The 14766-nt window shown below is 48.4% G+C and carries 6 protein-coding genes and 1 pseudogene; 6 read left to right on the top strand and 1 reads right to left on the bottom strand.

Features of this window, described 5'->3' with window-relative positions; genetic code table 11:
* Positions 1-237: 237 nt before the first annotated feature.
* From H627_RS0105330 to H627_RS0105310, 5 genes are read left to right on the top strand one after another with little or no spacing between them, the layout of a single operon-like run.
* Entirely contained in the window at positions 238-837 is a 600-nt protein-coding gene (locus H627_RS0105330; protein ID WP_027828100.1) for a BrxA family protein, read from the top strand.
* Positions 837-1418 carry a DUF1788 domain-containing protein gene (locus H627_RS0105325; RefSeq protein ID WP_027828099.1) on the top strand — a complete coding sequence of 194 codons (582 nt, stop codon included), beginning with the start codon at positions 837-839 and terminating at the stop codon, positions 1416-1418. Before H627_RS0105330 ends, H627_RS0105325 begins: the two co-directional genes overlap by 1 nt.
* Positions 1419-1429: 11 nt before the next feature.
* Entirely contained in the window at positions 1430-5155 is a 3726-nt protein-coding gene (gene brxC / locus H627_RS0105320; RefSeq protein ID WP_027828098.1) for a BREX system P-loop protein BrxC, read from the top strand.
* 52 nt (positions 5156-5207) lie between these two features.
* On the top strand, positions 5208-7973 hold the full coding sequence (gene pglX, locus H627_RS0105315) for a BREX-1 system adenine-specific DNA-methyltransferase PglX (protein ID WP_081674698.1): 2766 nt from the start codon (positions 5208-5210) through the stop codon (positions 7971-7973).
* Position 7974: 1 nt separating this feature from the next.
* The gene (locus H627_RS0105310) at positions 7975-9054 is read left to right on the top strand and encodes a site-specific integrase (RefSeq protein ID WP_027828096.1); all 1080 of its coding nucleotides are present in this window, start codon (positions 7975-7977) and stop codon (positions 9052-9054) included.
* Between the two features lie 56 nt (positions 9055-9110).
* On the opposite strand, the pseudogene pglX (H627_RS17130) reads toward H627_RS0105310, so the two are convergent.
* A pseudogene (pglX, locus tag H627_RS17130) lies at positions 9111-12113 on the bottom strand (BREX-1 system adenine-specific DNA-methyltransferase PglX); the annotation flags it as partial.
* Between the two features lie 95 nt (positions 12114-12208).
* On the opposite strand from pglX (H627_RS17130), the gene pglZ reads away from it, so the two are divergent.
* A complete protein-coding gene (gene pglZ / locus H627_RS0105300) occupies positions 12209-14743 on the top strand; it encodes a BREX-1 system phosphatase PglZ type A (protein WP_027828095.1) in 2535 nt (844 codons plus the stop codon).
* Positions 14744-14766 lie beyond the last annotated feature (23 nt).

The following is a 14766-nucleotide window of genomic DNA, read 5'->3' as shown; positions in this document are numbered from 1 at the left end:
CTTCGTCAGAATTGAGCAAGAGATACCCGCCAAGAGAAATAAGTCCCATGGGAGCGGTTTACTCACCATAAATAGCGTAACATGATCGGATTGAAGGCCGTCAAGTCCCAGCTGAAAAATATATGGCGAAGTCAGACAGGGCATACGGTTTCACCGCCAATCTGGTATACTGAGCTCAAGCAAGTAAAATTATTTTTCACGCTATCGATAACCAATTCACAAGCGAGGAAGGTCGACATGAAACGAATATCAGCTAGTGCAGTTCAATATCAGTTTTGGTTTGCTGAATTTGTACAATCAATTGGCATGGTCGTTGACTCTGGCGACCTTTCGTTGGTTCGTCAGAAAATCTTAGCCGAAAATATATTTCAAGCGTCCTCTTCAGCGCGTCTAAAGAGCGAGACAAATGTGGTATTGCGCCGGGTAGATTCACTCACTCCGGCGATGCGTGGTTTGTTTGACCGGCTAGATCCAGTCAATCAGCGCATCGTGAATCTCATTGCCATCATGAATACGGAACAGCTGATGTATGTCTTCATGTACGATGTCTTCCGTCCAGAATTAATTCTAGGTGATCGCCAAATTGAAAACTACGAACTTTCTGCTTTTTTCAAAAAGTTACCATTGGAGCATCATGAAGCGGCGCAATGGACGGAGCAGACGATAAGAAGGCTGCAAGCTACGGTAACGCATTACTTACGCAGTGCCCAAGTGGTTAAGGACTATAAGGACGCACTCGTCGTGCAAAACTACTTGCTGGATGAACGGCTAGTCGCCCAGCTACAGCAAGAAAATCACCTGGATTACTTGGCAATTCTGACAGGGAGGACGTCGTAATGGTACCGCTGAAGAAGAAGTTTCAGGATTTACGAGAAAAGATTCAAAGCCAGTCTTTTCAAGAGAATCGGGGCTTATCGAACGAAGTTGGCTATTATATATTCGACTATGATCCCGAGAAAGAACTATACGTCCGTGGAGAAATTGGCGATATCGTTCGCCAAGCTAAAGCGGCACCAACGGGCGCCACGATCCAAGTATTTAACTTGTACACCATTATGCTGTCCATCATCGACAAATTTGGGTATCGCGAGGGATTCATAGACCTGGAAAAAAGCGATGGCATCACCCAAGTGATTGATTGGATGAACAACATCATGGAGATGAACGAAGAACATAACCTGGTGGTGCAGTACATCAGCGACCATTTGAACAAAGATGGTCCCACCATCGTGTTCATTACCGGTGTTGGGCAGGTTTATCCAATTATCCGGGCTCACAAGGTGTTGAACACCATGACTCAGGTCATTGACCAAATTCCGGTCATGATGTTCTATCCAGGTAATTACAACAGTGTGCGGTTGCAGGCCTTCGGGGAGTTACAGGAAGACAACTACTACCGCGCGTTTCATTTCGAATAGGGGAGATAACAATGCAAATACGCGACTTATTTGTTAAACCGATTGATCGAAATATCCAAGGCGTCATCAAGGTTGGCCAGGATGCAGACGCTAACGTGAAGCAGGAACTAGACGAGTACGTTGTTACCCGGGAATTGAAGGGCCACTTTGACGACTTCTTTGCGGCCTACGAGAAAAGTATCAACCACGATACCGACGAGATGGGAGTATGGATCTCCGGCTTCTTCGGTTCTGGTAAATCACACTTTCTGAAAATCCTCTCCTATCTGTTGGAAGATCGGAAAGTTGACGGCAAGAGCGCCATTGACTATTTCAAAGAGAAAATCAATGACCAGATGACGATCAACCGTATTGAGCTGGCTGCGCAACAGCCAACCGACGTGGTGCTGTTCAATATTGATTCCAAAGCTAAGACTGGTGCCAAGTCAGATGACAATGCCATCATCAATGTTTTCCTGCAAGTGTTTAACGAAATGCAGGGCTTTTCGAGTACCAATTTTTGGATTGCTGAAATGGAGCGCCAATTAGTTGCGCAGGGTAAGTACGACGCCTTCAAGGACAAGTTCACGGAGTTGGATAACACTCACATGGACTGGACGGTTGGTCGGGATCATGCCATTTTCAAGAAAGGCACGATCAAAGATGCCCTAGTGCAAGTCGATGCATACAGTGAAGAGGATGCCCAGGGCTTGATGGATCAATTGACGACATCTTATCAAGTCAGTATTGAGGACTTCTCTAAACTGGTGGCCGCCTATATCAAGAAGACCGGGAAGCGGGTCGTTTTCCTGGTGGATGAAGTTGGCCAGTTCGTTGGGGAAAGCACGCAACGGATGCTCAACTTGCAAACAGTGGTTGAAGACTTGGGCGCGGCTACTCACGGCAAGGCTTGGGTGGTCGTCACTTCCCAGCAGGCCATTGATACCATTACGGACAAAATCAGCGGTCAGGACTTTTCCAAGATTCAAGGCCGGTTTGCGACCAAAATCAGCATGAGTTCGGCCAACGTGGACGAAGTCATTCGCAAGCGGCTGTTGGCAAAGACAGAGCCGGCTACAACACAACTTGCGGCAGACTACGAGGCTAACGCAGCCGCAATCAATAACATGATTGATTTTGACGATGGCGTGGATCGGCCTAAGTTCCGTTCAGGGGAAGATTTTGCGGCGACATATCCGTTCGTTCCGTACCAGTTTAACTTGCTGCAAAATGTGCTCACAGCGGTCCGGACCCACGGCTCTGATGGCAAGCACTTGTCTGAAGGTGCACGGTCGATGCTGTCTCTTTTCCAGGAGTCCGTGGAAGCCATTATGGACGAACAAGATACGGCGCTAGTGCCGTTCAGCTTGTTCTTTGAAGGCCTGCGCCAGTTCTTGGACCACACCCATAGCATTGTGATTGCCCACGCGGTGGACAACGACACCGTTGATCCTACCCATGAAGAAGACAACTTCAACGTTCAGGTACTCAAGGCGCTGTTCATGGTCAAGTACCTGAAGGACTTTGACGCCACGTTGAACAACATCGTGACGTTGATGATTGACTCAGTAGATACTGATCGGGTTGAATTGCAGAAAAAGGTCCAGAATGCATTAGCCATTCTGCGGCAGCAACGGTTTGTCGAGAAAAACTTGGATAACTACGAATTCTTGACCGATGCGGAACAGGAAGTCAACCAGGCCATCAGCCGGGAAGAAGTCTTGCCGGGTGAAATGGAAGACCGGATGGGCAACTTTATTTTTGATCCGAAGACCGGCATTACCAATAAGTACACCTACCCCAAGCTGAAAGGCCGTTACAATTTCACGTTGAATCAATACGTGGATGAAACTCCCCAGGGGCGGACCAACAATGACATGACGATCCAAGTCATCACGTCTTTGGATGGCGCCAATAATCGGAATGAGGCTAACCTGCTGCTTCTGTCCATGGATCCGTCTAAACATAAGATCGTGGTTGATCTGCCGAGCACGGACGACTATCTCGGCGACTTGCGGCGGGCGGAGCAGATTGGGAAATTTGTCATGCTTGGCAACGCCCATGCCGACGCTCGGTTCAACTTCATCAAAGAACAGCGGACTGCTGAACGGCAGCAGCTGTTAGTCAAGGCTCGGGAGCGGATTATGACGGCCTTGGAACAAGCAGACGTTTATGTTGCCGGGCATAAGATTGAGGGCGGCAAAGACTTCCAGGGCCGCTTCACCGACGGCTTGAAGATGTTGGTGGATGATACGTACCGCAGTTTAGGACTCATTGATGCAGCCAAGTCGTCGTCAGATATTACGCAAATCCTGGATCAGGATAATGAGTTGGCAGTATCCACGCAGGAAAACGAGCGCGCGGTCCAAGCAGTGTACAGCTGGCTCCAGCGGACGATGCAAAAGGACAAGCATGTGACGTTGCAGGCCATCTTGAACAACTTCAAGGCCATTCCCTATGGCTATATTGAGGACGACATCGAATGGCTGGTGGCCAAGCTGCTGGCGGATGGCAAGATTCAGGCTAATCTACAGGATCAAGTACTTTCTCCGGTCAATACGGCGTACAAGCCTCAGGATATTGCCAATTTCCTGACCAAGAAGCAATACGCGGAACAGATTTCGATTCAGGTGAAGAAAGACATCAATCCGCGTTACCTGCGGGAAATGAAGGATGTCGCCGATCAGGTTTTCAATAAGCGGTCATTCAGTGCAGCTCAGCCGGATCTGATGGTGGCTGAATTGAAGGAGAAGATTGCCAAGGACAACGGGACGCTGCAGTTTTTTGATCAAAAGAATGGTTCCTTCCCGGGTCATGAACTGCTCAAACAGGGCAGCAAGATGTTCAGTGAATTACTGGCCATCAATGATGCGGAAACTTTCTACGACAAGATCCATACCCGTTATGATGATTTGCTGCAGTGGGCAGACGACATGAGCGATAAGGGAATCATGGACTTCTACTTCAGCGATCAGCAGCAGACAATCTGGACGCGGGGATTGGATGACATCGCGCGGTACAAGGCATCCCATGACTTCTTTACCAGCACGGCTTTGGCTGAGGACTACCAGCAGCTGAACAAACTGCTGAATGAGGACCGAGCTGGACGTGTTATCCAAGAAATTGACGCCGTTCACCAGAAGTTTGTGGATACCTTTGCTAAGATTATGGACGATCACCAGAAACAAGTGACCGACAAAATCCAAGCAGTCAATGAAAAGGCCAAACAGCGGATTAACGATTCTTCCACCGGAGATGACTTCAAACAGCAACGGCTGGCGACGTTGACGGAGCAGATTAAGCGAATTATGACCGAGGCTGAGGAAGCACCGGATTTGACGCGCTTAGAGGCCAAACCGGCAGCAGCTGATGCGGTGTTACGGCGCATTACGCAGAGCTTGGAAAATGAGGAGCAGCGACTAGCAGAAGAACAGAAGCTGGCTGAGAAAGAGCGGTTGGAAGAACTCGCTCGAAAGAAAACAGCCGAGGTGGAGAAAGTATCCCCAAAGCCGAGTTCAGACGAGGAACCCATTAAGCTTGTGGATCCGCTTCCTGCTCCTGGCCCCAATCCGGCGCCTCAACCAGAACCCGCAGCACCTGTTGTTATTCAAACTAAGTATCTTGAAGCCGATCAACTACCCATCGAACGGGAATGGTCCATTTCCTCTGAAGATGACGTAAACCGGTATGTTGAGAAGCTTCGGCAGGCATTGCTGGATCAAGTTAAAGAAAACCAGATCACGAAGTTTACTCTCTAGCAGACAATAACGGCCATTCGTGGGAGTGGCCGTTATTTTGAAAGGAATCGCAATGGATAAAAAGAAGATTCATGATTTCGCGGTGAAAGCCCGCCGCGAGCTCATCGAGAGTGTTGAGTTAAAGCTGACCCAAGTGGGGATCACCAGAGACGGTGTGAAAGAGAAACTGCCAACATCGACGGCCGAGATTGCCTTCTATGTGCCAAACGACACTGAAGGGGTCAGCGGACTTGACACGTCGCGTCGCGTCGGCTTAGTTCAGAGATTGCAGACAGCAGCAGCCAAGGACGATTGGCAGACCGCTTACGATAATCTCGTAGAAGAGGCCTCGTACACTTGGTTCAACCGGATCATTGCGTTACGATTCATGGAAGTGAACCATTATTTGCCGAGCCGGGTTGCCGTGCTTTCTTCCGAAGAAGGACGGGCAGAACCGGACATTCTGGCTCATGCACTGGAAATCGAAGACGACCTTGGCGGCTTTTCCGAAAAGCAGCGGGATCTTATTCAGCGTGCCCAAGAAACCCAAGAACCAGCGGCGATGGATGATGCGTATCGGTTGCTGTTTTTGAAGCAGGCTAACGCTTTGAACGCCAATTTGCCCCATTTGTTTGAGAAAACAACTGACGCCTTGCAATTATTGTTCACTCCCAGCTATCAGAACGGGGTGATTAAGGAGCTTGTAACTGAGGTGCCGCGGGATGACTTTGACGTGGAGAAGGAGGGGCAGGTCGAGATTATTGGGTGGCTGTACCAATACTATAATGAAGAGCCCCATGATCAAGTGGTGAACATCAATGGTGGACCAGTGAAAACTGATGACATTCCCGCAGCCACGCAGTTATTTACCACCGACTGGGTTGTCCGCTACATGGTGGACAATTCACTGGGCAAGAAATATCTGGAATATTATCCTAATTCGCCAGTTAAGGAGCAGCTCAAGTACTTACTGCCTGGAGACATAACGCCGGATCATTCAGACTTTGACATCACCAGAATCCAAGTGATGGATAATGCCATGGGCTCGGGTCATATTTTGGCCTATGCGTTTGATGTGCTGATGACCATGTACGAGGATCAAGGCTATGCCAAACGTGAAGCAGCTAATAGCATCATTCAGAATAACCTATTTGGTCTGGAAATCGACCGACGGGCCTTCCAGCTCTCGTACTTCTCACTGATGATGAAATTGCGTCGATATGATCGCCAAGCATTAAACCGCAGTGTGATGCCTAATATCCACGTCTTCATTGCTGCCCCGGCAGTAACGGAAGAATTTTTGCATAGTTTGAAAGCAAGTTCAGAAGTGATTGACGAGATTCAAGACATCGCTGCCCACTTTATGGATGCCAAGACTCTCGGCTCGATTATTGAGTTGCCAGCCAATTATGACTATGCTGGCATGCGGAATGCGCTAGAACCAGTTGCGACAGCTCAAAAGATTAGCCTCTTTGGCAACCAGCAGACAGCCCAGCAATTGCTGGAAATCATTGCCACTGCGGAAACGATGACCCAACGATACGATGTTGTGGTAACCAATCCGCCGTACTTGAACAAGATGAACAGTACCCTGAAGAAGTACGTGAAGAAGCACTATAAGGATTATTCTGCGGATCTGTTCTCTGTTTTCATTTGGCACAATATCAACATGGCGAAGACTAACGGCTATACTGGCTATATGACGCCGGTTTCTTGGATGTTCTTGAAATCGTTTGAAAAACTACGGGATTCTGTGCTTACGCTGACGAGTATTGCTAGTTTAATTCAGATGGAGACACACGCCTACTTCGATGAGGCGTACGTCACTATCAATACATTTGTATTGAAGAAAGCAACCGATGAAACCGATAAAGTCGGTACGTATTTGCGTCTTGTCGATTTCACGGGTGGTATGGAGGTACAACGTCAAAAGGTCACGGCGGCAATCGTAGATCCGTCTGTAAACTACCTTTATCGAACTAACCAAGCGAATTTTGAAAAGATTCCTGGAAGCCCAATTATATATTGGTTTTCTGACAAGGCCGTGAGTTTATTTACTTTACCTTTATTGGGTTCCATGTTCAAAGCAGGAACCGGTCTGCAAACTAGCAATGACAAGGAATTTGTCAGGCTATGGTATGAAGTGCGTTATCGATCAATTGGTAGAGAGCACAAATGGGCGGTCTATGATAAAGGAGGCGGTTATCGTAAATGGTATGGAAATACGAGTTTTATAGTTAACTGGGAAAACAACGGTTCTGAAATCAAGTCATACGTATCCAATAAGTACCCATATCTACATGGAAACTATGGGTTCGTGGTAAAAAATGAATCAAATTATTTCTCTACTGGAATAGTGACATCCAAAGTAACGTCTGGAATCCTGGGTTTCCGAGTTGTTACTGACCAAGAAATATTTTCTGCCGCAACTACTGGGGTATTTCCTGACACTAATGTTGAATATTACCTTGCATTGACTAATTCGCCAATCTTGTCAATGACGGCAGAACTAAACCCCACCATAAACTTTCAAGCGAGTGATTTAGAAAAGCTCCCGATAAAGATAGATTCGATCAATCGTGTTAGTCAATTAAGTCAAAAGAATATCTTTCTATCAAAACTGGATTGGAATCAGTTTGAAGAGGCCATGGACTTTTCCGGAGAATGTTTAGTGAGCCACATCGCTGAGCATACGGTATTGGCAATTCACCGTATTCAACAATGTCTTTCCAACATATGCGCTACGATTGAGCATCAGGCCCAAAAATTGACTACTTGGTGGCATAAAATACAGAATGTGCCAAAAAAGTGCCAAATATTTGGATTAGGAGGACATTAACATGGTCAGTTACCGAAAAAGAGGCAAGGTGTGGCAGTACGAGATTTCGTACAAGGACTTGGATGGTGCGTACAAGAAATTACGAAAGTCTGGCTTTCGCCTCAAGTCTGATGCGGAGTTGGCAGCTAGTCAGGTGAAGTCGCTCTATGCTGATGTACGCCAGTTCAAGGCGGGCGAAATTCCACTGAGCGTCTATTTCGAACGCTGGATAAATCTCTATAAGCGGAACTCTGTGACCAACGTCACTTTCGTCAAGTACGAAAACACGCTGAACCACATCCGCAAGATCTTCGGCAAAATGCCGCTGAAGGATATTACCCGAACAGTTTACCAAGAACGGCTGAACATCTTTGCTCGCGATCACGCGCCCCGCACCGTGTCGGCATTCCATAAGCAAATCAGAGCAGCGCTACTTGATGCGTTGGATGAACACATCATTGCCAACGATCCAACCCGCAAGGCCGTGGTCACCGGGGTGGCAGTTCACCGCTCGAAAAAAGCACTCGATTATGGCGAATGGCAGAAGCTGATCCATCATCTGGATACAGAACAGATTCCAGAAATGATGATCTACTTGGCCGCCGTCACAGGCATGCGGTATGCAGAAATCCTGGGCATAACCACCAATGACATTGACTGGCAGGATGGTACTGTTGACGTGAATAAGACGTGGGACTACAAGTACCACGCCGGCTTCAAGAAAACGAAGAACAAAGCGTCAATGCGTAAGTTGCCGCTCGACTCGATCTCTTTGCATCGCCTGCACATCTTCGTAGAGAACCACCCCACACCACCAAATACACCGCTATTCTTGATTGACGGCCACGCCATGGTCAGTGCCGAAATCAACCAAGTCCTGACAAACAAGTTGCATGCACTGGGACTACCCCGAGTGACGTTCCACGGGCTTCGCCACACCCACGCCTCCGTCCTCCTTTACCAAGGCGTGAGTGTCCTTTCCGTCTCCAAACGTCTCGGCCACAGCAGCATCACGACCACTCAGTCTACATACTTGCACATTATCAAGGAATTGGAGGCAAAAGATACCGATAAAATCCTGGCAATTCTCGAGAATGCATAGTTGGCACATCTGTTGGCACAAAAATCCCCTCCAGATTGATTCTAGAGGGGAAATATCTATTTAATGGGCGTCAATAACTTGACGTCTGCTTGTACTTTCTGGTGGTTCACCACGACGCCGTCATCTAGATCAATCGCAATATGCATGTTGGCGACGTGTTGGAGTTGAGCGTCATACTTCACCAATTCTTCCAACTGTTTGCGGGTGTGGTCCCGCTGTTTAATCAACTGGTTCTTCTGACGCGTGTTGGTCTCTGAGGCGATGAAGGTGTCCAACGTGGTCACCCGCTTTTCATAAGCGGCCTGTAGGGTGTGTAAATACGATGTGCGAATCATCGCCATCGTGTCGCCATCGTACCGATGCAGGTACATCAGTGCTTTGAAGCCACCTTGCCGACCGGAGTCCAGTTGCCAATAGATTGGTCGTTTCTGATAGATAGTCAGATGGTTCTTGTAGAAGTCGTTGAACAGATAACTCCGAATTTGATCTTCCGCTGTGTCGCCCACTTTACCCAGTGCCTTGGCAATGAACGTGAGATTCTCTTCCAAATGTTCTTCACCAAAAGTAACCGTCAAAAACTCCCGGAAGCGGTGCATGATATCCCGATCATCGCCAAAATAATCCGAGTCAGTCAGTACAATCACATCATCTGTATTGGGTTGATAGCTCGTGTACTTCGAAGCATCCCAATCGCCACCAGCAAATGCCAATCCTGGCGTATCTAGCGAGTACCGGCCAAATGTGACTCCAATAAAGTAGGACATGAAGGCGCGGATGTCCCGTCCCAGATCTGCTTTACGCACGGAAACTTCTTTGTCAGACTCTTCTGGGGACAATTCGTCTTGCAAGCCGTACAGATCAATAAAGATCTTGTTCAGTTCTTCTTCGTTCTTCTTCAGTTGATTGAACCGGTCTTGGGCTTCTTGTTTCCACTGGTTGAAAGCTGCTTTCACGGTCCAATTTCGATTATGCTCAGCAATATTAGTGACAAGGCTGAAGGTTAGAAATGATCCAGCTGTTTCGGATTCAGACCAGTCAGCACTGGAAATTGATAAATTTTCTGTCACTATGAGTGCAATTTGGTTGCTGCTTTTGAATAGCGGAAGTCTTGTTACATCATGTATCGTTGTATTTAGCGTCGGGTTTAAGCCCTCAAGAATATAAGCAGTTGACTTGGAATTCAGTTGCCCCAAAAGAGAAAGCACTGTTGTATTGTCACTTATATCTACATCATCTATGGGAATTATGGTTGGGGCAGCCGAACTGTAGGCGTTCCCTTCTCGTTTAATTCTGAATGCGTTGTCTGCGGAGGTGATTAGATTCCAAGTGATGCCCTGTTTGTCAATAAGTTTCTGATTGGGTAACCCTCCCTTTTCCCGATACGCGCTAATCGCCGCAGGAGAGTAATCAACCACTATATAATCGTTGCCCGCCCATCTTCTAAAACTTCCTCCATCCTCAATGGGCTTCCAACGGCCGTCACCTAAAAGTATTTCCCACCAATAACGCAGAAATTTTAAATTGTTATGGGTCTTTAGCCTACCTCCCGACTGCCAAGCACTGGCTATTGATTTTGTGTTATTCAGGATCTCCACGGCAGTTTTCGGAATCCAATATGATATTGGATTTCCTGATATCTTTTCAAAATTCGCTTGGTTAGTTCGATAGAGACCCTTGCAGGAGGAATCTTTCACCATTTCCAAATACGCGTTCTCTTTAGCGGTCTGAGAAGGAGCATTCACCAATCTCTCGTATGTGCCGACATAACTCGGTATAGACGAATTTCTCATCACGAATGCAGTTGATTGGACCACTTCGCCGCCAATTTCTTCAAATGCACGGGTACCCAAGTGGGCCATATTGACGAGTACATTCTTACGGAGCTTGACTCGCAACTTTTCGAAGCTAGACAGAAACATCCACTGATGTTGGGTAATGAGTGCGTGATATCCATTCTGGACATTCAACTTCTGTGCCAATTCCATAAAGACAGCAAATAAGTCTGCTTTACTGTCCGGGTATTCCCTTTTGACAAACTTTGAAAGGCTCGGTGTCATTTTGCCAGACCCCATATAGGGTGGATTTGTTACTACGATTGTGTACTGGGTAGCCAAGATGGTGAGCACGTGGGTGATGCGGGACATTTCTTCAGAATTGAAATTTGTCGTCGCAAAGGAAAGCTGTGCTGATTCTGGCTCTGTGGCTGCACTCGTTTGGAGTTCAGATAGTATTCCTTGATCGAGGCTAGGCTTGATCAAGGAGCCGAGAACATCGCCCCGGTTGAACTCCTTCACTGTGCCCTGAAAGGACTTGGCTTGTTGCTGTGGCAACTGATTAGCATAGGCTCTGGTTAACTCGTTGAGATCATCATTGAGAATATTAGTTTGCGGAATATCCGACAGTTGCGGATCAATGGATTGATTCAGTGCGCGCCGGTCGTATTGCCGGAGCTTCATCATCACTGCAAAGTAGGCGAGCTGGTAGGCACGCCGATCAATGTCTAGACCAAACAGGTTGTTGGTAACAATGCTATTGGCAGCCTCTCGTGCTGAATAGCCTTCGCTTTGATATAACTGCATGAAGACATCGAATGCATAGATCAGGATGTGGCCAGAACCCATGGCAGGATCTAAGAAGGTGATCTGTTGAAGCTTCTTGTCTGACAGATGACTGTTGGTCGCCAACAGTTGCTGCTGAACATTCTCAGTTTGCTGAGCAGCGGGCATGAAATATCGCCAACCAAAACTCTGGGCAATATCCTGTTCAGACCGTTGATCACCGCGTATATGGAGCACATCGATCCAATAGCGGCCGAGCGAATTTTCAACCAAGTACTTGACGATCCAATCTGGTGTGAACAACTGAGTGACGGCTGGAATGTCTGACGCAGCGTACTTGCTTTTCTTGAAGGCAACATCCTTAGGTTCCTCATTGTAGTATTGGTACAGCCACCCAATAATCTCGACCTGCCCCTCCTTCTCCACGTCAAAGTCATCCCGCGGCACCTCAGTTACAAGCTCCTTGATCACCCCGTTCTGATAGCTGGGAGTGAACGATAAGATTAGCGAAGTATGGCATTGGCAGAGCCCCTTCGTTATACTTAACACAGGTTGAGAACACGGATAAGCGGACACTGGAACGGAGAATGAAAAACATGGCGGAGCTAGACACCAAGAAGATCGTGGCGGGTATTGAGAAGCTGTTTGCGGACAATAATCACTTTGTCTTTTGGTATGACGCACAGGGCGAGTTTGCGGACAACATTGCGGATATTACAGAGCAGTTGCGGGAACCGGTCGTTATCATGGGGAAAAACGAGCAGTTTAAGACCAAGCTGACGCTGGTGGCGATGGAGCAGCAGGGGCAGTCGGCCTTGGTTTATTCGCCGGCGCCGAAGCCAGATTTGACGGAGAATTTCATGACGGACATGCTTTACTATTCGCGGGAATACACCGCTAATGCGCTGGTCATGCTGCGGCAGGAGTTGCGAGTGCCGGACGAGGATGCCGCGACCTTCCAGGAGCAGAAACGGTTTTTTGCCAGCAAAGACCGCCAGGCTAAATTTCAGAGACTCTATCAGCCGGGCAAGGATTTGCAAATGGCGATCATGGCTGCGCTGGCCGGAGCCAGTGACCACACCATGACGATGGTCTTGCGGGCCGTGCTGCAGGCCGGCATTGGTGATACCAATCCAGTTCTAGCAGAGTTTAAAAAATATGGTCTGCTCACCCAGTTCTGGGAGAACGTGCGGAACGCTTATGGCTTCAATGGCGCCACCAATTCACTGCTGGATTTCACGACGGCCCTGTATTTGAACTTTGCCTATTACCAAATGGAGAAGGATCTGCCGCGAAGTATCGATAATTACAAGCTGACCAGCGCCAACAATGCCGTCACCTTTCTGTCCTTAGCAAGAAATGACCAGACATTTGCGGATACATATCGTCAGTTGGCCGAAACAGTGTGGCAGCATCTTGAAAGCTTCAGTGGTGTTTCCCGGCAGCTCCAGCAACTGGATATCGTGGACTTGCTCAAGACGGATGTGTTTGCCAATTTTGATCGGCAAATTCTGGCTTGGGCCGTCGAGCGATTGCAGGCGGATGATTTTCATGCCGTGGCAGGGACAACACCGTTGGCGGATGTTTTGACCCAGCGAGAAAAGATGTACTTCGGCAAGACGTATCACGACGCATATGCCCTGTTGCGCGCTGCATTGGTAATTCTCACGTACCGCCGGCGTGAGGTAAAAAACTTAGCGGCCGCCAAAGAACAGTACATCACCACTGATTACGCGGTGGATACGGCGTACCGGCATTTCGTTCAGCGCTACGACCGGATTGCCATCGACCTTATGGATCTTCTGGAAGGTATCGCTGACAAAGTGGACAACACTTACGTCAATGAATTTCTCACCCCGACGGTGACAGCTTGGACCACAGTGTTTGATCCGCGAGACGTTGAACCGCGTAGCTGGCAGCGCAGTTTTTATCGGACATTTATCAGTTCTCCTAAGGAACGGATCGTCGTGATTATTTCTGATGCCTTTCGGTTTGAAGCTGCAGCGGAGCTGAAACGCAAGCTGGATGATCAGGATGTCTACAGTACAGAACTCGATACGGTATACTCTGGCTTGCCCTCTGTGACGTATTTTGGAATGCCAGCATTGCTGCCGCATCAAACATTGACGTACCAACCGGACAAGACGGTCTTAGTGGATGGACTCAAAGCAGACACGCTGGAGAAGCGCCGTCAGATCCTGCAAAATCGGGATCCGCAGAGCAACGCCGACCATGTGATGACTTTTCTCAAAGACTGGGATACGCCGCAAAGAAAACAACTCTTGGCGGGGCAAAAGGTGGTTTACTTGTACCACAACGAAGTGGATGCCACTGGTGATGACGCGAAGACCGAGAAGCAGGTCTTTAACGCCACCGAGGAAGCCATCAACACAATTGCGCGGACAATCGGTTTTTTGCGTAATTTAAGTGTAGCGCACATCATCGTGACCGCCGATCATGGCTATCTGTACAAACGGTCTGGTCTGGATTCGGCGGACAAGATCGACATCAGCGGCCACGATCTGGACGTGCTGGGGCAGCGCTATGCAATTAGCAGTGAGACCATCGAGCAGCCCGGGGTGCGGTCACAGCGTCTGGGGGCACTGCTGGATAATGATGATCAGCGGCGTGTCTACTATCCGGCCACGGATAGTATCTTCAAGTCCGCTGGAGCTGGGCAAAACTACGTGCATGGCGGCGCCTCACCGGAAGAAATGATTGTGCCGGTGCTGCACGTGCGGACACAAAGTGGTCGATCCAAGGCCACACCGGTGTCGATCAAGGTTACAGAAGGCGCCCATCGCATCACCAGCCGCAGCGTGATGGTGCCCATTTCTCAAGAAGAACCGGTAACCGACAAAACCACCGCCGCCACCTATGTACTCTACTTTGTCGATAGCCAGGATCGGCCCATTTCTAACGAACAACGCTATGTAGCCGATAGTCGGGAGGATGATCCTCAGAGCCCAAGCCGGCGCCAGAGCTTCTACCTGACCTTGCAGGATCGGGACTTCGACAACAGCGGAGCGTACTATCTGATTATCCAGAATGCAGAAACTAAGGAAGAGATTCAGCGGATTCAATATCAAATGGACTTGACGATTAAAGGGGATTTCGGCTTTGACATCTGATAACAAGCAAGAGGAAGAAAAGT

It is taken from the genome of Schleiferilactobacillus harbinensis DSM 16991 (genome assembly GCF_000425885.1).
In the GTDB taxonomy this organism is placed as follows: domain Bacteria; phylum Bacillota; class Bacilli; order Lactobacillales; family Lactobacillaceae; genus Schleiferilactobacillus; species Schleiferilactobacillus harbinensis.
Note: the sequence above shows the minus strand (reverse complement) of the source record. Positions and strands in the feature narration are given on the sequence as shown.

Excerpts from the sequence above, each read along its gene's own strand:
- pglX (WP_081674698.1), top strand. The coding sequence starts at position 5,208 with ATGGATAAAAAGAAGATTCATGATTTCGCGGTGAAAGCCCGCCGCGAG.
- H627_RS0105310 (WP_027828096.1), top strand. The coding sequence starts at position 7,975 with ATGGTCAGTTACCGAAAAAGAGGCAAGGTGTGGCAGTACGAGATTTCG.
- H627_RS0105330 (WP_027828100.1), top strand. The coding sequence starts at position 238 with ATGAAACGAATATCAGCTAGTGCAGTTCAATATCAGTTTTGGTTTGCT.
- brxC (WP_027828098.1), top strand. The coding sequence starts at position 1,430 with ATGCAAATACGCGACTTATTTGTTAAACCGATTGATCGAAATATCCAA.
- pglZ (WP_027828095.1), top strand. The coding sequence starts at position 12,209 with ATGGCGGAGCTAGACACCAAGAAGATCGTGGCGGGTATTGAGAAGCTG.
- H627_RS0105325 (WP_027828099.1), top strand. The coding sequence starts at position 837 with ATGGTACCGCTGAAGAAGAAGTTTCAGGATTTACGAGAAAAGATTCAA.